A 21,400-nucleotide genomic window follows, 5' to 3' on the forward strand; every position below is an offset into this window, starting at 1 on the left:
CGAGCACGACAAGATGACCACTTATACCGCGCTGATTGTTGATGACGAACCGGATATCCGGGATCTTCTTGAGATTACCCTTACCCGCATGGGTATAGAAACACTGACTGCTCCCGATATTACCAGCGCACTCAAATTGCTGGAAACCCACAGTCCCCAGCTTTGCCTGACCGACATGAACCTGCCGGATGGCAACGGTATAGAACTGGTGCAATGGATCCAGAAGCATCGGCCAAGCACGCCTGTGGCGGTTATCACCGCGTATGGCAGCATGGACACTGCCATCGAGTCGCTGAAAGCGGGCGCATTCGATTTCGTTTCCAAGCCGGTGGAGCTGTCCAGACTTAGAGAGTTAGTTAACAGCGCGCTTAAACTGACCAAAACCGAATCAAGTGTTGACGACACCACGGATGAGCCAGGGCTTTTGCTTGGCAATTCCACGCAGATAAAGAAACTGCGCAACCAGACCCGCAAACTTGCCAGAAGCCAGGCCCCAGTGTTTATCAATGGCGAATCCGGCAGTGGTAAAGAACTGGTAGCTCGAATGATTCACCTGCAAGGCCCACGCTGTGACGGCCCCTTTATTGCCGTTAACTGTGGCGCCATTCCCTCCGAGCTGATGGAAAGTGAATTCTTTGGGCATAAAAAAGGCAGTTTTACAGGAGCCGTTGACAACAAGGATGGGCTCTTCCGCTCTGCAAACGGCGGCACTCTTTTTTTGGACGAAGTTGCTGACTTGCCGCTGGCCATGCAGGTAAAACTGCTGAGAGCCATTCAGGAAAAGGCTGTGCGGCCGGTAGGTGATACCAAAGAACTGCCCGTCGACATACGCTTGCTTAGCGCGACTCATCAAAACCTGGCGGAGCTGGTTCAGGAGGGAACCTTTCGACAGGATTTGTTTTACCGGATTAACGTGATTGAGCTGGGCGTACCTCCCCTACGGGATCGCAAAGATGATATTGAAATACTTGCAAACCACATTCTTGAGCGCATTGCGCGGGAATATGAATGTGATGCAGCAACCCTTACCCCAGACGCCATAAATCGGCTGAAGGAACATAATTTCCCAGGCAACGTGCGGGAACTGGAAAATATACTGGAGCGCGCTTTTACCTTGTGCGATGCAGATCGGATCAGTGCTTCTGACCTGCATCTGGGTGGTAACCGTGCCACAGGCGCACCTTCAAATGCTGCCGGTGACGCCACCTCCCAGGCTAACCCTTCGTTAATCCCGGATGGGAATATCGATTTGGAAGGGTATCTGGAGTCTATCGAGCGCCAGGCTATTGAGAAAGCACTGGAGGCGACTCGCTGGAATAAGACGGCGGCTGCAAAGAAGCTAGGAATCAGTTTTAGGGCGTTGAGGTATAGATTGAAAAAGTTGGGGATGGAGTGAGTTTCACGATATTATAAACGACTCAATACGGCGACTCGCAGGATGCGAGCGCTATTAAACCGTTTAAACATGGACGTTGAAAAATGCTTACACGTAAATCTCGTGGATTTTCTCTTTTGGAATTAATGATTGTGGTGGTTATCGCTGCAATTCTTATAAATATAGTAATCCCCTCGTTAACAACTCTTATTAACAGTCAGGAGCGAAAAGGTGCATTAAATGACCTCATGGGCGTGTTTGCTTTTGCCCGTCAACATGCGGTGATGAATGGAGCGATTATCACTGTTTGCCCCCTTGATGCGGCCAATTCCTGTGGCAGAGACTGGAACAGTGATATTCATGCCTTTCTGGACCCCGACAACACCAGAGCACTTAGCGCAAACGAAAATCTCCTACGCACCATCTCGCCTAGTGGCGGGGGGCGCCTAGTGGCCCGCTCGCTTAACCGAAGTTTCTTTCAATTTAGACCAACCGGGTTTATCCACAGCGATTTGGGCAATATTACCTGGTGCCCCGAATCCGGAGAGAACAAGCTGGCAGGTCAAATTATTATCAGCAGGGGTGGTCGCGTAAGAATTGCCAAGGATACCGATAGCGATGGTATCCCTGAGGATTCACGAGGACGCCCGATACGTTGCTAATCTACCAACAGCCTGGAGCAGCAGCCGTTTTGGCTCCGGTCTGAGTTAACCCCATTGTGCCGCAACGGTCATTAGTCTGATCTCCCGTCGGAACTGCCTGCAGCGTGTAGGTATTCTGTGCTACGCCTGCGCCAGAAAAGCTCAGGTTATAAAATGCAGTTCCGTTCCGGGGAGACCGTGTAAACGGCAAAATCGGTGCCGCGCCCCCCTCAAGATAAGAGAAGTCAGCTGCATACTGTCTTTCCATCCACTGCGCCAACTCCATTAGATCGGCCTGGCTCGTAGCCCTTCGAGCCTGCCGGACGTTTTCAACGTATGATGGATAAGCAATAGCAGCGATGATGCCTATGATCGCAACAACAATCATCAGTTCGATCAACGTAAAACCTGCCTCGCGACGAGAGCGCACTGCATTTAGGTACATGTTCAAAGCGTATCCACTCCCTTCAGCACCAAACGCCCATTCATATCTTTGCGCTCAGCCACAACATTCCGCAAGCGCTGCCCTTCTCGCAAAACAGCGGTTGCTCCATCCGCCGATATTTTTTGTCCATTAATGGTAATTGAGCTTTCCAGGAAGTACTCCAGATCATCAATCACCACTCTCCTCTGCTCAGGGTAAACCGCATCAAGCACAGGGCGCGGTTGCAATCCTTCGCCATCAGAGTCGTTATATGATTGAGCTACTTTCCCCGCTCCTTCCTGCGCCATGGAGGTTAGACTCCAAGCACTCAGTGAAATAGCCACTATGGCCAAAAGCATTGTTCTCATACTGCTACCCTCTGTTCCTTGGACGACGACGCTTTCAATCAGCCCTATTCATTAATCAGCTCATTCCAGCCGCGACGGCCAGCATTAACTACGGCTCCGCTAAGAGGAGGAATTTCTACAACATCTACCGGATCCTTACTGTTACTACCCGGCGTAAAGCGGAAGTTACCCAAAATCGTGGACTGATTTGGCAGTCCGCTGCTTTGATAACCTGCAACCTTAGCTCCAAACTTGAGGAAGGCACGCTTTTCAGGCGTCAATCCATCAAGACCAAGCGCCATCAGCCACCCACTGCCTCCACCCAAACAAGGGTTTCGATCTGGAATCATGGTATTCAAGTACAAAAACTCTCCTCGAACCTGAGGGCTAACGACAGCCCTTTCCCCACTGGCAGGCAAATCAACATACCATCCTTTGGCTGTTGTGAAATCCATCTTTCCGCCGGTCGAATATCGCACCTTAGCTGTAGTAGAACCAGACACGGTCAATGTGCCCTCTGCGATGCTACGGGATTCCAGTGTGCCACGTGTTAACCCGGAGGTTCCTCTATCCCATACGCCATACACGGCCTGGGTTTTATTCGACGTAACGTCATTCGACTCCAGATACTGACCAGTTCCAAAATAAACCATCAAGTTAGGTATATTACCTGCCCTAGACGTGGTCTTGTTCGCCGACACAGCTGGCGCCGCGGTAATCGCTTGACTCGCCTGCGCGGTAAACAAGGGCTGGGCTGCTGCGCCCGCCTTATACGATGAAGCCCATGAGCCAGAACTGTTCAGATTAGCAACCCACAGATTACCATCCAAATCGCCTGCATAAACACGGTCTACAAGGTAGTCTCCCGTTGTATCCAAAGCGGTCAGTGGTGACAAGCCTCCAGGGCTACTAGTTGCAGACTCAAACTCAACATAACGAACGTCAGAAGAGTTCCAGGTCCCATCCATTCCACCTTCAATATCAAGCATGAAGAACCCGGTACTGGCGGTAGCTGAGTTGTATCCGTTAGACACAAAAGCCGTCCAGCGGGTATCTGTGCCCCACTTAGTCAAACCAATCACCGGAGCCTGGGTCACGTACCCCATCCGTGCATCGTTGGTACCTGCAAACTCCCAGAGAATTATCTTCTCAGCATTTGCTTCGGTGAAGCCCGCAGGATCTGTTACATCCAGAGCAAAAATGCCCTTTGCCCCAGCTCGACCGCCGCCAACGATGATACTTCTCCAGTCCTCGCCCGAGGTTAAGGATCCGTCGACCTTCTTACCCTTGGTGAAGATATCCTGTTGCCGTATTTCCAAGTCCACATAATAGCGGTGCTGGTACGCTGGATCAGTCAGGAAGTGCAAGCCCGCGTTACTATCTGTTGCGTTGTATACAAACCCAGGAACGTATGCAAGCACCTCGTCCCCACCACTTACTGTTCCATTAAAACCATGAAGCATGCCATCGTTCGAACCGGTATATACAACTGGCGTACGGGACTTTTTACTGGCCGCAAAATCCGAGAAGCGTTTTGTCGTCGTCCCAAAGGGCGCTGCGTCTGGCCATATTGCTCGTGGCTCGCCAACAAATTCTGGTGAGGAGTTAACAATTGAACCCAAGCGACTGCCACGCTTGCGCCAGCCCGTAGTCCCATCGAGAGAAACATCTCCGCGAATGTAATCAAGGCGCTGCTCCGCCACTGCGTCCCCTACACCTCCAAACCTTAGATCATCCTTCTGGGCAGTAGACAGATTATTCCCCCAGCGGAAGCCCTTGGCTCCATTACCGTAAGTGATAATTACACGGTCATCGTTGGACAGGTCACGGTTATCCAGGATGGTTCGTGCCGACCAGCCATTACCGTTTTTTACCGCATCATTGATATCTGGCACGATTGGCGTGCCGGTACCGCCCAGCTTTGCCGCTTTTAGATCGCCCGTCCAGCCATTGGGATCAAACTGGGAGGCAAAGATCAATGCACCTTGCTGGAAAGAAGAAACGTCGAATTCAACAGCGGTTGACGATCCCGCTTCAGCAATAATGGCGTTTACGGTTCCCGAGAGTTCCTTTGCAAATTTTTCAGGATCGGCGGCGCTAAAAAAGCCTCCTCGGCCATTCACCGCAGCGTGGAGCATGTCATTAACTTTATCTTCTTCATTTGAACCGCCCCACCAATCAACATACGTACCGTCCTCAATGGCCTTAAATGCAGCGACTGGATCAACAGAACCCTCTACTCCCAAGCCTACCGTGTAGGTGACCATGTGCTGCCAGAATGCGGGGTTCTTGTTGGAAGTCGGAACGTAGTTGTTAATATCCGTCCTCAGATCGCGCTTCCAGAAATACATGGCCACGTCGGCAAGTGTACCCTCCCCTTTTCCTTCCCCATCCTTAAACGGATCAGCAGCTTTGTACTTAAAGGAATCACCTCTACTATTAGTGATTTCAGAGCCATCTTTATCATCTGCTTCGTAAGCGCTGGAACGCGGATCGCTACCGTTGTAATACCCATCTGACATCAAAATTGTATAGGCAAGACGGCATTCTCTAACTGGGTTGGTATTGCTTACAGTCTTCCCGGGGTCATCAGACCAGGCACGCTCACTGCGCTCGTAATACCTTCCCGCACCTTCCAAAGCACGCCTGAGCGGCGTCCCACCACTTGCGGGGGCAACATACAACCAGTCAAGAAACTCCTCTCTTCTCGTCGAGCTATACTCCCTTACTCCCTCTTCGACAGCACGGATGTATGTAGCATCATCAATTTTGTTCTCGTCTCCACCATCATAGTTGATGCGCCCCCAGCCAAGACGGAAGTTTGTAGGAAGGTTGAAGAATGCAGTGCTGATACCTGCTCTCGAAGCTTTTACACGGGTATTATAGTAAGAGTACCAGTTTGCAAAGTTCTGTTTTTCAGCAGCCGATAGGCCATTCACAGAGACATGGCTATAGCAATTACTATCGTAAGGGGTTGTATCACAGGATGTCGAACTGTTAAAAGTCCAATAAAACCCACCACCCTCGACGTAGTAGCTTCTGATGCGGAATCTATTGCTCAGATTATATTTAGTGCTGCTTGAGCTATAACCGTTTTCAGGTGCTGACGTATATGAAGAGTCAGGGAAAGCGCCTGTTCCATCTGCCTTAAGCGGTGGCTCATAGGTAACGCTTGGGTTGTACCACATTTTGTTCACATGGGACGAATAGTAGAACGGGTAAGATGCATCCTTCCCGTCCTGGTAGCTATTATTCCCTTTACTCGAGTTTATATTGTTATATCCACTGATTGCATCCGGCATATACTCCCAAGCCATAGATCCAGAGTCATCCAGAATAAACATTAGGTTGGGCCCTACAGCACTCCCAATAAACAGGGGCTCCTGCGCCAAGTCAGGCCGAGCTGAGTAGCCCGCGGTTGGGAGAACTAGTAAAGCTGCGGATATGATAACTTTGAAGTTAAGTGTGCTCATGGATTTGCTCCTGGCAACCCACCGGGCTGAAATACATAGAAACCCTCGAGTAAGCGCATGCTGGAGCCTGATGGCCCCGCTGTTCTTACAAGGATACGTGCATAATCAAATTCTGCAGGGCCGGCGCTGCCGTACTGGCTGAAATCTCGTGGCAACTGCCCTTGGGAATCCACAACAACTTTGCCTTTATATTCAAACATGAACTGCGGATCCACACCGTTCACGGCTGTTCCTTTGATTGCATTCAAGGGAACCCCTGAGCCATCCACCCCCCAGGTAGCAGCAACGAAGGGTGATGGAACAGTTGTACTCGCGAGAGTTCCGTCATAATAACCTGTTGTTGAACCAAAGCCGGATAAATCAGAAAGCCCATCCAAAGTAGCTTCAGCTTCGCGCATCGCAGTCTCTGCTATTTCCAAAGCAAACATCCCGTCTCTCTGAGCTGTCGACATTCGCTCCTGCATCGTACTGCCCTGCATCCCCGAAACTGCGAGAAGCGTCAGCGCCAGCAAAATAACCAAGGACACCAATAGCGCTGCGCCCTTTTGCTTAATCATCGTTTGCATTTGTATGCCACCCCGCTAAAACGGATTTCTGAGCGCATTGGTAAATGTATAGACTCTATACATTCGCTGGTCAGCAGCTGTGGTGAGTAGGCCCGGAGTGGCAATGCAGTCCTGCCAACCTGGAAAACAATATATTTGAGCGCTCTCCATTATGTCGTCGTTTGGCGACGCAACAAGAAGGCTCACCTCGACTGCAATTACATTATCCCAGTTGGTCCCTGCCGTAGCCGCACCCCAGTTTTGCACACCCGTCGCTGCCGTGCCTTCACCAAACCGGATCTGCATATCTTCAACACCCGCCACCAACTCAACGTTTGTTCCGTCCGCTTGCGTCATGAATAAAGAACGTCCACCTCCAGCAGCATTTCCAATAAAATAGATTTCGCTATAGGGCTGGAAAACCTCAGTGCCCCGCTGATAGTCTGCGCTCAGGCAGGAACCTGCTGTCGAGCAGGCTGGGGGAGCATTCCCACTGAAATCATTTCCGGGATTGCCACCGGCTCCGGCTGTCACGTCAGCGGTTATCTGAATGTTGCCACCAGGATTTGTCAGGCTTGATATCTGAAAAATATCGCCAAGCTCACAGTTCGATATAAAAGCCAGGTCGTTGGCTGTGAGATCACCTGCGTCTGTCAGTCTGATGTCACCGGCCGTCGTTACATCAGCGCTCAGTTGCACGATTGCCCCTGGGCGCCTTACCCCTGTGACACTAAAAAAATCTGTGTTAGCAATTGCATTGCCAGGCCGCTCTGCTCCGACTGCCGATACACCCAAGCTCGCAAAGCCATGCCGTGTTGCATCGTATAAGCCGTCAGAAGCATCGAGGTTGTTAGTAACGCCATTTAATGGAAAGCAGCCAAAGAAACCAGCGTTGCGTATCGCACGGGAAAGAATGTCGGTCGCAATCCGCCCGGATTCCAGTACTCGCGCCGAGGATTCGTTTTGGCGGAATGATTCACTATTAGAGTTAAAAACCTGAAAAAGTCCCACTAGCAAGAGCACTCCAATTAATAGTGCGATCATCAACTCGACTAGTGACAATCCTTTCTGCTTGCTGGAACTAACCTGAACACGATCGAAACGTTTCATTTACAGCCTCGCATCCAAAGTTAGCGTTTGGGAAGCTGAGCCATTGCTGGCTGCAGCTGGATCTCTTTCCGCCCAGGTTATTTGCACTTGAGCAACCGTTGAATTTCCATTCATAGTCACCGTGAGGTTCGCGCCTGCCCCCAAACTCGACTGCATTTGCGTTTTTAACGTGGCCAGCTGCCCAGCCGAGAGCACCACACCACCGTTGGCTCGCAATCTTTCGGCAACTGTTTGGGCATGCATGGTCGCTTCAGAACGCATAGCTGCATTCACGGTTTGCTGCATAGACACCAATTGAACACCCGCTACTCCCAGCAGGCCAATTGCGAGCACCAAGACAGCAACCATAACCTCTATCAGAGTAAACCCTCTCTGAGACTCTCCATACAAAAGGGGCTTAATCATTGTGTTAACCTCATCATGGACATGTGATTCGAGCCGATCGGATCTGGCCGCCCGCCGTTAAGGTAACTTCCGTACCTGCCTCTCCAGATGCCCTGCATATCTGAAACCTGGGCACACCTCCCAGCAACAACCCGGTGGCAGAGAATCTGGGGTTCCCAGAATCAAGCAACGTGATTGCAAACGTACCTGATGCCCCTTCAAAGTCATTGATTACAGCCCCAGCATCATTGGTGACTCTGTAGCGCGCAGTAAACGTCGGATTTGGCTCTAGCGTCATTGGAGTCCCCGATCGCACAGCCTCGGCCCGCGCCATATTCAGAGCTCCCACTAAGTCATTGTTAGTTGTCGTAAGCTGATTACTCTCTATCAGCCGCGAAAAGCTCGGTATTGCTATCGCGGCCGTAATTGACAACACTGCCACGAGCACAAGAAGCTCTATCAGCGTGAAACCGTTTCTGAACTTGCCAGACATAGAATCATCATCCTGTTCATTTATTCAAAGGATAGCTAGCCAGCCACAATCATGCTATTACGGCAGGACAGACGGACATTCGGAAGGGATAAACGGTCGTGGGACACCCGAAACCAGACTTGGGTCACAAAACCGGCTCGTATTGCAGAGTGTTCTTTCCAGGGAGCCTACCTGTTAACTTCCTCAGGAAATATTGACGACATCAATCCGCAACTCCTTAGGCATAGAGAAAACAATATTCTCCTCCCGCCCCGCAATCTCCTCAGGCACATCTCCACCAAGATCCCGCAAGCGGGCAATCACATCGTTTACCAACACTTCCGGGGCGGAAGCGCCAGCAGTTACGCCAATGGACTTCTTACCTTCAAGCCATTGCGGATCAATCTGGGAGGCTTCGTCGATTAAATAAGCGGGGGTGCCCATTCGTTCCGCCAGCTCACGCAGGCGGTTGGAGTTGGAACTGTTGGGAGAGCCAACCACCAACATCAAGTCGCAGTCGCCGGCCAATTGCTTTACCGCGTCTTGGCGGTTCTGGGTGGCGTAGCAGATGTCGTCTTTGCGCGGGCCTTCGATTAGCGGGAACCTTTCACGCAAGGCGTCGATCACGCGGGCCGTGTCGTCCATCGAAAGCGTGGTTTGGGTGACGTAGGATACGTGCGCCGGATCTTTTACCTCCAACGTCGATACGTCTTCTTCGTTCTCTACCAAGTAGATATCACCGCCGGTACCGTGATCGTACTGGCCCATGGTGCCTTCCACTTCCGGGTGGCCGTGGTGGCCGATAAGTACGCACTCGCGTCCGTCGCGGCTGTAGCGCATAACTTCCATGTGCACCTTGGTGACCAGTGGACAGGTGGCATCGAATACTTTGAGTCCACGGCGGGCGGCTTCGTTTTGCACCGCTTGAGATACGCCGTGGGCGCTGAAGATAACGAGCTTGTCGTCTGGCACTTCGTGCAGTTCGTCTACAAAAATGGCGCCGCGATTACGCAGGTTGTCGACCACAAACTTGTTATGAACTACCTCGTGGCGCACGTAAATGGGCGCACCGAATACATCCAACGCGCGATTTACGATTTCGATGGCGCGATCTACGCCTGCACAAAAGCCACGGGGGTTTGCCAATCTTATCTGCATAGTCAGTGCGTCTTTCCTGCCGGTTCTACGTCAATTACTTCTACATCGAAGGTCAGTGTACGCCCTGACAGCGGGTGATTGAAATCCACCTCCACTTCGTCGCCTTCCACACGGCTGACAACACCAGGCAGTTCTTGCTGACGTGCATCGGCAAAGGAGATCATCACGCCCGACTCCAGCACCATATCTGCGCTGAACTCATGTCGCTTGAAGGTTTGAACGTTGTTCGGATTGCGCTGACCAAATGCCTTTTCTGGTGGCACCTGGTAGCTGGCCTTGTCACCGGCCTTCATGCCGAGCAAATAGGCTTCAAAGTTTTCAGGCAGATTTTCGTCGCCGATTTCCAGCGTTGCCGCGTCTTTATCAAAGGTTGAGTCAATCACCTCGCCGCTCTCGAACTTGAGGGCGAAATGCAGGGTTACTCGTGTTCCCTTGTCTATGGGCAAATCTTTCATGGGCTTTATTCACTCCCGTTCGCAGCTTCGCCAGACTCAGCAGGTTTGCGAAACATATCAAGAATCATCATGGCAGCACCTAGTGTAATGGCGATGTCGGCCAGATTAAATGCGGGAAAGTGCCAGTCCTGCCAGTAAAAATGCAGGAAATCGACAACGTAACCGTGCACAACCCGGTCATATACATTACCAAGAGCACCCCCAAGAATCAGCACTATAGCAACGGCCATCCAGGTTTCATGGCGCTGCAGGTTTCTCAACCAACCTACCAACACCACACTGACAACCAGCGCCAGAGTCACAAAGAACCAGCGCTGCCAGCCAGCGGCACCTGCGAGAAAGCTGAACGCCGCTCCGGTGTTGTGCAGCAACGTCAGGTTGAACATGGGAACAACCGGTACCGGGTTGCCATAAGTCAGCATGGCCGTGGCCATGGCCTTGGTGCCGAGATCTAGAGCGATCACCAACACCGCAAGCCAGAGCCACTTGAGCTTTGTTCCGGTCACCTGCTCGCTCATTGCGGCATCCATCAAACAAACGAGCGGGTTTCGCCCGTTCCTTCCACGTTAGTGATGCAGCGACCACACAAGTCTTTGTGCTCAGCATGGCTGCCCACATCTTCACGGTGGTGCCAGCAGCGCTCACACTTGGCATGGGAAGCCGGGGTTACCTTTACACGCAGGCCTTCGTAGCTGGTCATTTCAGATCCCTCCGCTTCCGACACCGGTCTTACGGTGGCTTCAGAGGTAATCAGCACAAAGCGCAGTTCTTCGCCCAGGAACTCCAAATCAGCCGCCAGATCACCCTCACAATACAGCGCGACTTCAGCGCTCAGAGAGCCTTTGATTTCGCTCCGAGCCCGGGCTTCTTCCATGCACTTGTTTACGGCTTCCTTGATACCGAATATCCGGCGCCAATAATCACGGCCCAACTCGGCATTTTCAGGTAATGCTGTGAGGCCTTCATACCAGGTTTCGTAGAACACGGTATCGCCGCGTTCACCTGGCAGATGCTGCCAGATTTCATCGGCGGTGAAGCTGAGAATCGGCGCAATCCAGCGCACCAGCGCTTCAGCAACGTGATACAGCGCCGTCTGGCAGGAGCGCCGGGCCAAGCTGTCTGCCTGAGTGGTGTACTGGCGATCTTTAATGATATCCAGATAAAACCCACCCAATGTGGCTTCACAGAAGCTGTACACCTTCTGGTAGATCCGCAGGAAGGCGTAGTTCTGGTAGTCCTCATGCAGTTCGTTCTGCAGTTGCAGGGCCCGATCCACCATCCAGCGATCCAGAGCAATCATATCTTCCGGCGCAACCATGTGCTGTTTGGGATCAAAGCCGGTGAGGTTGCTCAGCAGGAAGCGTGACGTGTTGCGAATACGGCGATATCCATCTGCAGTCTGACGCAGGATATCCTTGGAAACCGTCATTTCGCCGCTGTAGTCGGTTGCTGAAACCCACAAGCGCAGGATGTCGGCACCCAACTCGTTCATGACTTCCTGAGGTGCGATCACGTTGCCCATTGACTTGGACATCTTCAGGCCTTTGCCATCCACCGTGAAACCGTGGGTCAGCACCTGCTTATAGGGCGCAACACCATTCATGGCGATGGAGGTCTTCAATGATGACTGGAACCATCCGCGGTGCTGATCGGAACCTTCCAGATACATATCGGCCGGGAACTGGCCCAGCTCGGGGCGCACGCGCAGAACGGAATCATGAGTCACACCTGAATCGAACCACACATCCAGCGTGTCCGTCACTTTCTCGTAGTTATCCGCCTCATCACCCAGCAGATCGCGGGCATCGATCTCATACCAGGCATCAATGCCGTCGGTTTCGATAGCCTGAGCTACTTTTTCGATCAGGTTTTGGGTGTCCGGGTGCAACTCCTGTGTTTCCTTATGGATAAACAGGGTGATCGGAACGCCCCAGGTGCGTTGACGCGAGATACACCAGTCAGGAGATTGCTGGAACATTCCCTCAATACGGTTTTGCCCCCAGGCCGGCACCCAGCGCACGCCCTTGATGGCTTCCAGTGCATCTGCGCGGAGGTTTTCTTTCTCCATACTGATAAACCACTGGGGTGTAGCACGGTAGATCAGTGGTGTTTTGGTGCGCCAGCAGTGGGGGAAGCTGTGACGGAACTTTTCCTTCCGCACCAACTTGCCTTCACGCGCAAGCGCGTCGCAGACGGGCTCGTCGGCCTTATAAACGTGGATCCCTGCAAACTCGCCGGTAGCACTGGTGTAGGTGCCGTCGGCCTGAACCATGCTCAGTGTGCCGATGCCATAGGTTTTGCCAACCACGAAGTCTTCCATGCCGTGATCAGGTGCCGTATGAACGGCCCCGGTACCGGCCTCGATCGAGACGTGGTCACCCAGAATCGCAGGCACTTGCTTATCGTAGATCGGGTGATGCAGAGCCAAGTGCTCAAGGTTCGTACCGAGGCAGTGGCCCAACACTTCGTATTTTTCGATTTCCCAGCGTGCCATGATGCCTTCGACCATGGCGGAAGCCAGAATCATCCGCTCGGGGCCGTTGCCTGCGTCAACCTGCACCAGTGCATAGTCCAGATCTGCATTGAGAGACACTGCCTGGTTAGCCGGGATGGTCCAGGGTGTGGTGGTCCAGATCACCACGGACACATCACCTTGGCCTTTGTCCGTTCCAAACAGCGACAGAGCTTTGGCCTGGTCGATGGCGGTAAAGCGCACATCAATCTGGGTTGAGGTTTTGTCCTGGTACTCCACTTCCGCCTCTGCGAGCGCGGACTGACCCACCACACTCCAGTAAACCGGCTTGAAGCCTCGAACCACATGCCCCTTGGCGACGATTTTGCCCAGCGCACGCACAATGCCCGCTTCTACTTTCGGATCCATAGTGAGGTAGGGCTTATCCCACTCACCCATGATGCCGAGGCGGATAAAGTCGGCTTTCTGGCCGGCAATCTGCTTGGTGGCGTAATCACGGCAAGCTTGGCGGAAGGTTTTGTAATCCACCTTAACGCCGGCCTTCCCGATTTCCTGCTCAACCTTGTGCTCAATCGGTAGCCCGTGGCAATCCCAGCCCGGCACGTAGGGCGCATCAAAGCCCATGAAGCCGCGGGATTTGACGATCATATCTTTCAGAATTTTATTGACCGCGTGACCAATGTGAATGCTGCCGTTGGCGTAGGGAGGGCCATCGTGAAGGATGAACTTCTCACGCCCGTCGCGCTGTTTGCGCAGGTTGGCGTATACGTTCAGATCCTGCCAACGCTTGAGCATTTCAGGCTCGCGATTGGCCAGGTTACCGCGCATGGGAAACGCAGTTTCCGGCAGATTCAGAGTGTGCTTATAGTCGCTCATGGTTTGTGTGCGTACTCTTCAGGTCAGTTGGTTTGGCCAGCCACGCTCTGGCAGCGTCGAAATCTCTGGCAATCTGCGCTTTGAGCGCATCTATCGAATCAAATTTTTCTTCATCCCGCAGTCCATGGCGGAAAACAACATCAATTCGCTGGCCGTAAAGTGTGCCAGTAAAGTCAAACAGGTGCACTTCCAGTGCCGGTTGCTTGCCATCCACTGTTGGACGCAGGCCGATGTTGGCAACGCCGTCCTGCTTCGCTCCGTTTCCAAGCGTAACGCCAACCACATACACACCGCGCAACGCAGGCATCTGGTGGAGCAGGATATTTGCCGTGGGCGAGCCAATTTGCCGGCCCAACTGCCGGCCATAAACCACCCTACCCCGAATGTGGTAAGGGCAGCCTAGCAAAGCCTCGGCTTTTTCCAGCTGGTTCGCCAGTAGCAGGTTACGGATTCGGGTGCTGCTTATGCGTTCGCCGGCAACGGTTACAGTACGGGTGTTCTCCACTGAAAATCCGGCAGTTTTACCCACCTTCTCCAGAAGTGCGAAATCCCCCGCCCTGTCACAACCAAAGCGGAAGTCATCGCCGACAACAAGGTGGCGTACCGCGAGGCCAGCAATAAGCACGTCGTCGATAAAGCCCATGCCGGAATAGCTGCGAAAGGTTCCATCAAACTTCAGGCAAAGCACGATATCTATGCCAGCTGCACGCAAGGCTTCAAATTTTTGCCGAAACCCCATTAACCGGGGGGGCGCCTTCATTCCCTGGAAGAACTCTCTAGGCTGCGGCTCAAATACCATCACGACCGAAGGCAGGCTCAAATCTTTCGCCTTGTTTTTCACCTGATCGATAATGGTTTGATGGCCCAGATGAACGCCATCAAAGTTGCCAATGGTGGCAACACAGCCTTGTGCCAGCGGAGAATCCGCTTGCCTTGAAAGCATTTTCAGGTTGGTCAGGCCCCGGATCAGACGCATGCAATGCGAACCTTCATTTGCCAAGTGGCTTTCCGCGCTCAATCAATGCACAAAGCGCTGGTGAGAAAACGCGCGATTATACCTTACCTCTGGCGAAAATGTCTTACCCGCACTCCGGTTAGCGCCAGAACAGCAAAGTAGACACTGGCGCTCGCAACAACTATTACACCCATATAGAGAGAACGCTCGATACCATCTGCCGACAGCCAGCGCATAACGGGGTAGTTCAGCAAGAGGATAACGGCGACCATGGCAGCATTTGCCAAGGATATCTGCAGGAAATATTTGCCCCAACCTGGCTGGCTTTTCCACGCACCTTGGCGCTTGAGGCCCCGCCAAAGCAAAATCGCATTGAGCCAGGCAGAAAGCGAGGTAGCAAGCGCCAAACCAGCATGGGCCAAAGGCACAATAAGGGCCAGATTGAAGACCATATTGGCAACCATGGCAATAATGCCAATCTTCACCGGCGTGCGAGTGTCCAGGCGCGCAAAAAAGCCCGGCGCAAGCACCTTAATTACCATAAAAGCCAGCAGTCCTGCGGAATAAGCTCTCAAGCTCTGGGCCGACATGGCGACATCTCTGTCGGTCACTTCACCGTAGTGGAATAACGTTGCAATAAGCGGCTCTGCCAGCAGCGCCAGCGCCAGCGCAGCAGGCACCCCGATAATCAGCACCGCGCGAACGGCCCAGTCTAAAGTGGCCGAAAACTGATCAGTTGACGCAGCAGCGTGCTTGCGGGACAAACTCGGTAAAATAACCGTTGCGATGGCAATACCAAACACACCCAAAGGCAACTCGGAAAGCCGATCTGAATAATACAGCCAGGACACACTCCCGGTTTGCAGAAAAGACGCCAGCACCGTGTCGAGCAGCAGGTTGATCTGGCTGACCGATACGCCAAACAGCGCCGGCACCATCAGCTTGAGAATGCGGCTGACACCTTCATGCTTGTAATCAACCCGCGGACGGGGCAGAAGCCCGAGGCGCATCAGAAATGGCAGCTGGAAAAACAGCTGCAAGGCGCCCGCAATGAACACCCCCCAAGCCAGAGCCATCACTGGTTCGCTCATCAAGGGAGTAAGATAAACAGCGGCACCAATCATCGCCAGATTAAGCAGCACTGGCGTAAATGCAGGCACCGCAAAGCGGTCGTAACTGTTGAGAATGCCACCAGCAAACGCAGTCAGTGAAATCAGCAACAAATAAGGGAAGGTAATGCGCAGCATGTCGCTGGTCAGCGCGAACTTTATGTCGTCGTCCAGAAACCCCGGGGCAAACACTGCAGTAAGCAGCGGAGCACCCAGCATGGCCGCCAGAGTAATGCCTAAAAGCACCAACCCCAATGATCCAGCAACCGCATCGACTAAACGCTTTACATCTGAGGAGCTCTTATTTTCACGGTAGGATGAGAGTACTGGCACAAACGCCTGAGAAAACGCGCCCTCAGCGAAAAGCCTGCGCAGAAAGTTAGGTATCTTGAAGGCTACAAAAAACGCATCTGCCCCGGCGCCAGCTCCAAAATAGCGTGCAATCACCATGTCCCGCACCAGCCCCAACACCCTTGAGAGCATGGTCATAATGCCCACCAGGCCAGACGAGCGCAGCAGCCCGGGGACTTTAACTGGAGGCTTGCTTTCAGGCGGGATTGAGGGTTGCGACGACATGCGGGTTCGTATCCGGGCTGTGCACTGTTTTCGGCCGGGTGTCTCGGGAATTACCTGCTTCCCTGCCACACCCGTATCCGGCGAGCCGCGAGTTTAACACAGGCCTTTAATACCGGGAGACTATCTGTCACCCCAGCGGGGTTTGGTATTGACATTTCCGGGATTGAGCGGCATAGTTCCGCGTCATTTATTTCGACGCGCTGGTTATGGGCGCGCCCGCGATTTCAGGGGCCCTCTGGTTGGCATTTTGCCCAGAGTTTCCCGTACGAATCATTCAGTAACGAATTTAAGTACTTTCAGGAGTTTTACGGTGGCAAATTCCCCGCAAGCCAAAAAGCGCGCACGTCAGAACGAGAAGAACCGCAAGCACAACGCTAGCCTACGTTCCATGACCCGCACTTACATGAAAAAAGTTCACGCCAAGATCGAAGCTGGCAACTATGAAGAAGCTCAGGCCGCTTTCCAGGCAGCCCAGCCAATCATGGACAGCATGATCAACAAGGGCATCTTTACAAAGAACAAAGTTGCTCGCCAAAAGAGCCGCATGGTCTCCAAGATCAAGGCCCTGAAGAGCGCCTGATAGCGTCCAACGCTTGAAAGCTCTTATTGCGAATCAAAAAAACCGGCCCATGAGCCGGTTTTTTTGATTCGAATTTTCCACTTCAGATAATGATCATGTTATCCCGGTGAATCATCTCCTCCTCTGAGATATACCCCAGAATATCGGAGATACTATTACTGGAACGGCCCGCAATTGCCACAGCCTCATCCGCGTCGTAATTTACCAAACCACGCGCAACCTCTGCACCATCTTCCGCGACACAGGACACCATTTCGCCACGCCGGAACCGCCCAACAACACCTTTTACCCCAACCGGTAGCAGGCTACGACCTCCCTGCCGAAGCACTCTTACCGCCCCATCATCCAGCGTAAGCTTTCCACGGGTTTGAAGGTGACTTGCCAGCCACTGCTTGCGCGCCGCGATACGACCCTGCTCCGGGAGCAACAAGGTACCGCATACATCACCTTGTCGAAGGCGGGTAAGCACGGACTCAATGCGACCGCCAACGATCACCGTGAAAGCCCCTGACCGCGCCGCCAAACGTGCAGCGCGCAACTTGGTCAACATACCCCCGCGGCCAAGCTCGCCAGCACCGCCGCCTGCCATGGCATCCAGGGTGCGATCACCCGCAAACCGCTCGGTTACCATAATGGCATCAGGATTCTTGCGCGGATCTTTATCGAACAACCCCAACTGATCGGTAAGAATGATCAGGCCATCAGCCTCAACCACGTTAGTGACCAGCGCACCCAAAGTGTCGTTATCGCCAAACCGGATTTCGTCGGTAACCACCGTATCGTTTTCGTTTACGATAGGCACAACACCAAAATCCAGCAAAGCTCTGAGCGTGCTGCGGCCATTCAAATAACGCTTACGATCGGAGAGGTCATCGTGGGTCAACAGTATCTGGGCAGTATGAATACCATGGCGCTTGAATTGCGCCTCCCAAGTTTGCACCAATCCCATCTGGCCCACAGCGGCAGCGGCCTGTAATTCATGCAGTTGTTCCGGGCGTTTTTTCCACCCCAGCCGACTCATTCCTTCCGCCACCGACCCGGAAGAAACCACCACTAATTCGACACCCTCGCGAACCAAGGCCGCCATCTGATCGACCCAAAGACCCAACGCCTCTACATCCAACCCCCTACCATCATTGGTCAGGAGGGCACTTCCAATTTTAACCACCAGGCGGCGGGCCTGCTGCAGCTGGGCGCGTTGCGTCATGATACGGGCTTGTCTCTCTCGGTCGAACGGGATAATTCAGACATAAAAAGGCCGAAATCTAATCCCTCACATACACCACTTCAACGTCGTAATCATCATCATCGTCGTCAAAGTCATCATCATCGCCAGCGGCCTCTCGAGCAGCCCGGCGAGCACGTCGCTCTTCCTCTACGCCAGCCCGTGCCTCTTCGTCCATCCTCCGACGCCTTGCCGCTTCCTGCTCAGCAACCTCAGGATTCTCCGCCTCTTCCTCGGCGCGTTCTTCAATCCAACGCATAACTGCCTGAGTCAGCGGCTTGGTGCCCTCACCACTTAACGCTGAAATACGGAACACCGGCCCCTGCCAGCCAAGCTCATCAACGATCGCCTGACAGTGAGCTTCCCGATCTTCTTCCGGCACCATATCGACCTTGTTCAACACCAGCCAGCGATCCCGGCTCGCCAGGGTTTCACTGAACTTCTCAAGTTCGTGGGCAATCACGTTTACCGCATGTGCCGGCGATGAACCGTCGTAAGGCGCCACATCCACCAGGTGCAACAACAAGCGAGTGCGCACCAGGTGTCTCAAAAACCGCACGCCGAGGCCCGCGCCTTCAGCAGCACCCTCAATCAAACCGGGGATATCGGCAATAACAAAACTCTGGTGCGCCTGCACGCTCACCACGCCCAGATTCGGCACCAGGGTGGTAAACGGATAATCTGCCACCTTGGGCGTTGCAGCAGATACCGACCGTATAAACGTCGACTTACCCGCATTGGGCAATCCGAGAAGCCCCACATCGGCCAGAACTTTCAGCTCCAGCCGCAGGTTCCTGAGCTCGCCTTCAGAACCTTTTGAGGTTTGACGGGGCGCACGGTTTATAGATGATTTGAACCGAGTGTTGCCGAGCCCATGAAAGCCACCCTGAGCCACCTTCAGGCGCTGACCTATGCGAGTCAGGTCGCCAAGCACCTCGTGGGTATCGACATCAACCACTGTGGTGCCAACAGGCACTGGCAGTATGAGATCCTCACCCTTGGTTCCGGTGCAATTTCGCCCCGAACCCTGCTCACCACCTGGAGCTTTGTGCTTGCGCTGAAACTGGTAATCAACCAACGTATTGAGCGAATCACTCGCCTCGAGATACACGGAGCCACCATCCCCGCCATCACCCCCGTCAGGGCCACCCTTTGGAACGTACTTTTCACGCCGGAAACTAAGGCAGCCGTTTCCGCCGTTACCAGCTTCAACGATGATTGTGGCTTCGTCTACGAATTTCATGAATCTACCCTTTGCGCGTAGCGCATAAACTAAAAAGCCCCGCAGCCTCAAGGAAGCTTTGCGGGGCTCCGGATGGCTCTGATTCTAACTATAACAGTAGAATATCAGAGCTATCCAAGGTTCGTCAGAACCGGATCGCCGCTGCTTAGGCAGCAGCTGGAACGATGCTTACGAACTTGCGGTTCTGTGGACCTTTCACTTCGAACACAACCTGACCGTCTGCTTTCGCAAACAGAGTGTGATCTTTGCCCAGGCCAACATTGGTGCCTGCGTGGAAACGGGTTCCGCGCTGACGCACGATAATGCTGCCCGCAGATACTGCTTCGCCGCCGTAGCGCTTGACACCAAGTCGTTTCGACTCGGAATCGCGACCGTTACGGGTACTACCTGCTGCTTTTTTGTGAGCCATGACAAGCCTCCTGATTAAGGGGTGTTTTCCGGGAATTAACCCTGAATACCCGTGATCTTGACTTCAGTAAACCACTGACGGTGGCCCTGACGCTTCATTGAGTGCTTACGACGACGGAATTTGATGATGTTAATCTTGTCGTGACGGCCGTGGCTAACCACTTCTGCAGTCACTTTGGCACCATCAACTACCGGCGCGCCAACTTTGAAGTTGTCGCCATCAGCGATCAGCAGAACGCGGTCAAACTCAATGTTGCCGCCTGTTTCCACTTCAAGCTTTTCCAGCTTCAGCGTTTCGCCTTCTTTAACACGGTGCTGTTTACCACCGCTAACAATAACTGCGTACATTAACTTTACTCCGCGATTGACCCATCCCTGCTCTTATCCACCTGGTTCTAAGGGAAGCGCTTCGGCAACCCTATAGCAGGGAGCGCAGGTTGGGATGAGTTGGGCGCGTGATTGTACGAAAAGGCGGCCAGCAATACAAGCCAAGTTGACACTAACCGCTGCAATACCTAGCATTGCCGCAACCTGCCTGTATTAACAGTACACTAGACAGCTATCTAACCACGACATCAGCAAGGGATCCACAAGCCGCATGACAGCCCAGCGCATTTACGACACCGTGGCAGACGACTTCAGCCGCGTTAATGACCTGATCATCCAGCGGCTTTCCTCCGATGTTCCCCTGGTGGAAAAAATAGCCCAACACATTATTGAAAGCGGCGGTAAGCGGCTGAGACCCTTACTGGTTTTACTTTCCAGCCGAGCTGCCGGTTATAGTAAAGACGAACACTTGAAGCTGGCTGTGGTGATTGAATTCCTGCACACCGCCACTCTGCTTCACGACGATGTGGTGGATACATCGGATATGCGCCGGGGCCGCAGCACGGCAAATGCCAACTGGGGGAATGCCCCAAGCGTATTAGTAGGCGATTTCCTCTACGCCCGCGCATTCGAGATGATGGTTGAGCTGACGAGCCTTCCCATTATGGAGATTCTGTCTCACGCCACTGCGGTGATCGCCCAAGGCGAAGTGATGCAGCTGATGAACGTGAAGAACCCGGATCTCACCGAAGATCAGTACATGACTGTGATTCACAACAAAACCGCCATGCTGTTCGAAGCGGCGTCACACTCCGGAGCCATACTCGCCAATGCAAGCGATGCTCAGGAACAGGCGCTGAAAAACTACGGCAAACACTTGGGGCTGGCTTTCCAATTGGTGGACGATGTTCTGGATTACCGCGGTGACGCCGAAACCATGGGCAAAAACGTGGGCGATGATCTGGCGGAAGGCAAGACTACCCTGCCGCTGATTCATGCCATGACGAATAGTAGCGAGGCGGACCGCCAACTCATACGCCAGGCTATCCGCAAAGGAGGACTGGGTAATTTGCCAAAGGTTCTCGAACTGGTAGAAGCATCTGGTGCACTGGAGTACACCATGGAGCGAGCCAGGGCCGAAGCCTCCAAAGCTTCTGACACCCTGAACGCACTCCCTGACTCGCCCCATAAAGAAGCTCTGGAACTGCTGACCCAAGTCGCCGTGGCGCGAGTCAGCTAAAATC

Annotated in this window: 21 protein-coding genes; 4 read left to right on the plus strand and 17 right to left on the minus strand. The window is 53.2% G+C overall.

Translation table 11 applies throughout. The features are described 5' to 3' along the window. Positions 1 to 13 precede the first annotated feature (13 nt). Positions 14 to 1,396 carry a sigma-54-dependent transcriptional regulator gene (locus AADB16_RS17025; protein WP_410805012.1) on the plus strand — a complete coding sequence of 461 codons (1,383 nt, stop codon included), beginning with the start codon at positions 14 to 16 and terminating at the stop codon, positions 1,394 to 1,396. A gap of 83 nt (positions 1,397 to 1,479) precedes the next feature. Next, a complete protein-coding gene (locus tag AADB16_RS17030; RefSeq protein ID WP_410805014.1) occupies positions 1,480 to 2,037 on the plus strand; it encodes a GspH/FimT family pseudopilin in 558 nt (185 codons plus the stop codon). A gap of 1 nt (position 2,038) precedes the next feature. Here the strand turns inward: AADB16_RS17030 and AADB16_RS17035 are convergent, their stop codons facing one another. From AADB16_RS17035 to murJ, 13 genes are all read right to left on the minus strand, one after another. Further along, positions 2,039 to 2,461, minus strand: coding sequence for a type IV pilin protein (locus AADB16_RS17035; protein WP_410805016.1), 423 nt, complete (start codon positions 2,459 to 2,461; stop codon positions 2,039 to 2,041). Between the two features lie 2 nt (positions 2,462 to 2,463). Beyond that, positions 2,464 to 2,808 (minus strand): hypothetical protein, encoded by a 345-nt coding sequence (locus AADB16_RS17040; RefSeq protein ID WP_410805018.1) that lies wholly within the window; start codon positions 2,806 to 2,808, stop codon positions 2,464 to 2,466. Between the two features lie 44 nt (positions 2,809 to 2,852). Further along, the gene (locus AADB16_RS17045; RefSeq protein WP_410805020.1) at positions 2,853 to 6,260 is read right to left on the minus strand and encodes a pilus assembly protein; all 3,408 of its coding nucleotides are present in this window, start codon (positions 6,258 to 6,260) and stop codon (positions 2,853 to 2,855) included. After that, positions 6,257 to 6,826 carry a PilX N-terminal domain-containing pilus assembly protein gene (locus AADB16_RS17050; RefSeq protein WP_410805022.1) on the minus strand — a complete coding sequence of 190 codons (570 nt, stop codon included), beginning with the start codon at positions 6,824 to 6,826 and terminating at the stop codon, positions 6,257 to 6,259. The genes AADB16_RS17045 and AADB16_RS17050 overlap by 4 nt, the downstream gene beginning before the upstream one ends. Positions 6,827 to 6,841: 15 nt before the next feature. After that, positions 6,842 to 7,915: a PilW family protein gene (locus tag AADB16_RS17055; protein ID WP_410805024.1), complete on the minus strand. Its 1,074-nt coding sequence runs from the start codon at positions 7,913 to 7,915 to the stop codon at positions 6,842 to 6,844. Next, positions 7,916 to 8,320: a type IV pilus modification protein PilV gene (pilV, locus tag AADB16_RS17060; RefSeq protein WP_410805026.1), complete on the minus strand. Its 405-nt coding sequence runs from the start codon at positions 8,318 to 8,320 to the stop codon at positions 7,916 to 7,918. A 13-nt stretch (positions 8,321 to 8,333) separates the two neighbouring features. Continuing rightward, complete coding sequence (locus AADB16_RS17065) at positions 8,334 to 8,792, minus strand: GspH/FimT family pseudopilin (protein ID WP_410805028.1); 459 nt, start codon at positions 8,790 to 8,792, stop codon at positions 8,334 to 8,336. Positions 8,793 to 8,975: 183 nt separating this feature from the next. Further along, a complete protein-coding gene (ispH, locus tag AADB16_RS17070) occupies positions 8,976 to 9,929 on the minus strand; it encodes a 4-hydroxy-3-methylbut-2-enyl diphosphate reductase (RefSeq protein WP_410805030.1) in 954 nt (317 codons plus the stop codon). 2 nt (positions 9,930 to 9,931) lie between these two features. Next, positions 9,932 to 10,384: an FKBP-type peptidyl-prolyl cis-trans isomerase gene (gene fkpB, locus AADB16_RS17075; protein ID WP_410805032.1), complete on the minus strand. Its 453-nt coding sequence runs from the start codon at positions 10,382 to 10,384 to the stop codon at positions 9,932 to 9,934. Between the two features lie 5 nt (positions 10,385 to 10,389). Continuing rightward, positions 10,390 to 10,914, minus strand: coding sequence for a signal peptidase II (lspA, locus tag AADB16_RS17080; protein WP_309045746.1), 525 nt, complete (start codon positions 10,912 to 10,914; stop codon positions 10,390 to 10,392). After that, the gene (ileS, locus tag AADB16_RS17085; RefSeq protein WP_410805035.1) at positions 10,914 to 13,733 is read right to left on the minus strand and encodes an isoleucine--tRNA ligase; all 2,820 of its coding nucleotides are present in this window, start codon (positions 13,731 to 13,733) and stop codon (positions 10,914 to 10,916) included. The genes lspA and ileS overlap by 1 nt, the downstream gene beginning before the upstream one ends. Continuing rightward, positions 13,720 to 14,709 (minus strand): bifunctional riboflavin kinase/FAD synthetase, encoded by a 990-nt coding sequence (gene ribF, locus AADB16_RS17090; protein ID WP_410805037.1) that lies wholly within the window; start codon positions 14,707 to 14,709, stop codon positions 13,720 to 13,722. Before ribF ends, ileS begins: the two co-directional genes overlap by 14 nt. A gap of 83 nt (positions 14,710 to 14,792) precedes the next feature. After that, complete coding sequence (murJ, locus tag AADB16_RS17095; protein WP_309045785.1) at positions 14,793 to 16,373, minus strand: murein biosynthesis integral membrane protein MurJ; 1,581 nt, start codon at positions 16,371 to 16,373, stop codon at positions 14,793 to 14,795. A 310-nt stretch (positions 16,374 to 16,683) separates the two neighbouring features. Between murJ and rpsT the strand changes: the two genes are divergently transcribed. Continuing rightward, entirely contained in the window at positions 16,684 to 16,953 is a 270-nt protein-coding gene (gene rpsT, locus AADB16_RS17100) for a 30S ribosomal protein S20 (protein WP_298453565.1), read from the plus strand. An 82-nt stretch (positions 16,954 to 17,035) separates the two neighbouring features. On the opposite strand, the gene proB is transcribed toward rpsT, so the two are convergent. The 4 genes from proB to rplU form a co-directional block, all read right to left on the minus strand. After that, on the minus strand, positions 17,036 to 18,160 hold the full coding sequence (gene proB / locus AADB16_RS17105) for a glutamate 5-kinase (RefSeq protein WP_309045749.1): 1,125 nt from the start codon (positions 18,158 to 18,160) through the stop codon (positions 17,036 to 17,038). Between the two features lie 58 nt (positions 18,161 to 18,218). Beyond that, positions 18,219 to 19,421 (minus strand): Obg family GTPase CgtA, encoded by a 1,203-nt coding sequence (cgtA, locus tag AADB16_RS17110; protein WP_410805040.1) that lies wholly within the window; start codon positions 19,419 to 19,421, stop codon positions 18,219 to 18,221. Positions 19,422 to 19,566: 145 nt separating this feature from the next. After that, positions 19,567 to 19,830 carry a 50S ribosomal protein L27 gene (rpmA, locus tag AADB16_RS17115; protein WP_216007976.1) on the minus strand — a complete coding sequence of 88 codons (264 nt, stop codon included), beginning with the start codon at positions 19,828 to 19,830 and terminating at the stop codon, positions 19,567 to 19,569. Positions 19,831 to 19,865: 35 nt separating this feature from the next. Continuing rightward, on the minus strand, positions 19,866 to 20,177 hold the full coding sequence (gene rplU / locus AADB16_RS17120) for a 50S ribosomal protein L21 (protein WP_071265462.1): 312 nt from the start codon (positions 20,175 to 20,177) through the stop codon (positions 19,866 to 19,868). Positions 20,178 to 20,427: 250 nt separating this feature from the next. On the opposite strand from rplU, the gene ispB reads away from it, so the two are divergent. Further along, positions 20,428 to 21,396 (plus strand): octaprenyl diphosphate synthase, encoded by a 969-nt coding sequence (ispB, locus tag AADB16_RS17125; protein WP_410805042.1) that lies wholly within the window; start codon positions 20,428 to 20,430, stop codon positions 21,394 to 21,396. Positions 21,397 to 21,400: the final 4 nt, after the last annotated feature.

The organism is Marinobacter sp. KMM 10035 (genome assembly GCF_046537445.1).
Taxonomy (GTDB): Bacteria; Pseudomonadota; Gammaproteobacteria; order Pseudomonadales; family Oleiphilaceae; genus Marinobacter; species Marinobacter sediminicola.

What these genes read in the sequence shown, in the direction of transcription:
- ispB (WP_410805042.1), top strand. Translation starts at nt 20,428, where the DNA reads ATGACAGCCCAGCGCATTTACGACACCGTGGCAGACGACTTCAGCCGC.
- rplU (WP_071265462.1), bottom strand. Translation starts at nt 20,177, where the DNA reads ATGTACGCAGTTATTGTTAGCGGTGGTAAACAGCACCGTGTTAAAGAA.
- AADB16_RS17055 (WP_410805024.1), bottom strand. Translation starts at nt 7,915, where the DNA reads ATGAAACGTTTCGATCGTGTTCAGGTTAGTTCCAGCAAGCAGAAAGGA.
- ribF (WP_410805037.1), bottom strand. Translation starts at nt 14,709, where the DNA reads ATGCGTCTGATCCGGGGCCTGACCAACCTGAAAATGCTTTCAAGGCAA.
- fkpB (WP_410805032.1), bottom strand. Translation starts at nt 10,384, where the DNA reads ATGAAAGATTTGCCCATAGACAAGGGAACACGAGTAACCCTGCATTTC.
- AADB16_RS17025 (WP_410805012.1), top strand. Translation starts at nt 14, where the DNA reads ATGACCACTTATACCGCGCTGATTGTTGATGACGAACCGGATATCCGG.
- proB (WP_309045749.1), bottom strand. Translation starts at nt 18,160, where the DNA reads ATGACGCAACGCGCCCAGCTGCAGCAGGCCCGCCGCCTGGTGGTTAAA.
- AADB16_RS17050 (WP_410805022.1), bottom strand. Translation starts at nt 6,826, where the DNA reads ATGCAAACGATGATTAAGCAAAAGGGCGCAGCGCTATTGGTGTCCTTG.
- cgtA (WP_410805040.1), bottom strand. Translation starts at nt 19,421, where the DNA reads ATGAAATTCGTAGACGAAGCCACAATCATCGTTGAAGCTGGTAACGGC.
- AADB16_RS17045 (WP_410805020.1), bottom strand. Translation starts at nt 6,260, where the DNA reads ATGAGCACACTTAACTTCAAAGTTATCATATCCGCAGCTTTACTAGTT.
- AADB16_RS17035 (WP_410805016.1), bottom strand. Translation starts at nt 2,461, where the DNA reads ATGTACCTAAATGCAGTGCGCTCTCGTCGCGAGGCAGGTTTTACGTTG.
- murJ (WP_309045785.1), bottom strand. Translation starts at nt 16,373, where the DNA reads ATGTCGTCGCAACCCTCAATCCCGCCTGAAAGCAAGCCTCCAGTTAAA.
- ileS (WP_410805035.1), bottom strand. Translation starts at nt 13,733, where the DNA reads ATGAGCGACTATAAGCACACTCTGAATCTGCCGGAAACTGCGTTTCCC.
- AADB16_RS17040 (WP_410805018.1), bottom strand. Translation starts at nt 2,808, where the DNA reads ATGAGAACAATGCTTTTGGCCATAGTGGCTATTTCACTGAGTGCTTGG.
- AADB16_RS17030 (WP_410805014.1), top strand. Translation starts at nt 1,480, where the DNA reads ATGCTTACACGTAAATCTCGTGGATTTTCTCTTTTGGAATTAATGATT.
- ispH (WP_410805030.1), bottom strand. Translation starts at nt 9,929, where the DNA reads ATGCAGATAAGATTGGCAAACCCCCGTGGCTTTTGTGCAGGCGTAGAT.
- pilV (WP_410805026.1), bottom strand. Translation starts at nt 8,320, where the DNA reads ATGATTAAGCCCCTTTTGTATGGAGAGTCTCAGAGAGGGTTTACTCTG.
- rpmA (WP_216007976.1), bottom strand. Translation starts at nt 19,830, where the DNA reads ATGGCTCACAAAAAAGCAGCAGGTAGTACCCGTAACGGTCGCGATTCC.
- lspA (WP_309045746.1), bottom strand. Translation starts at nt 10,914, where the DNA reads ATGGATGCCGCAATGAGCGAGCAGGTGACCGGAACAAAGCTCAAGTGG.
- AADB16_RS17065 (WP_410805028.1), bottom strand. Translation starts at nt 8,792, where the DNA reads ATGTCTGGCAAGTTCAGAAACGGTTTCACGCTGATAGAGCTTCTTGTG.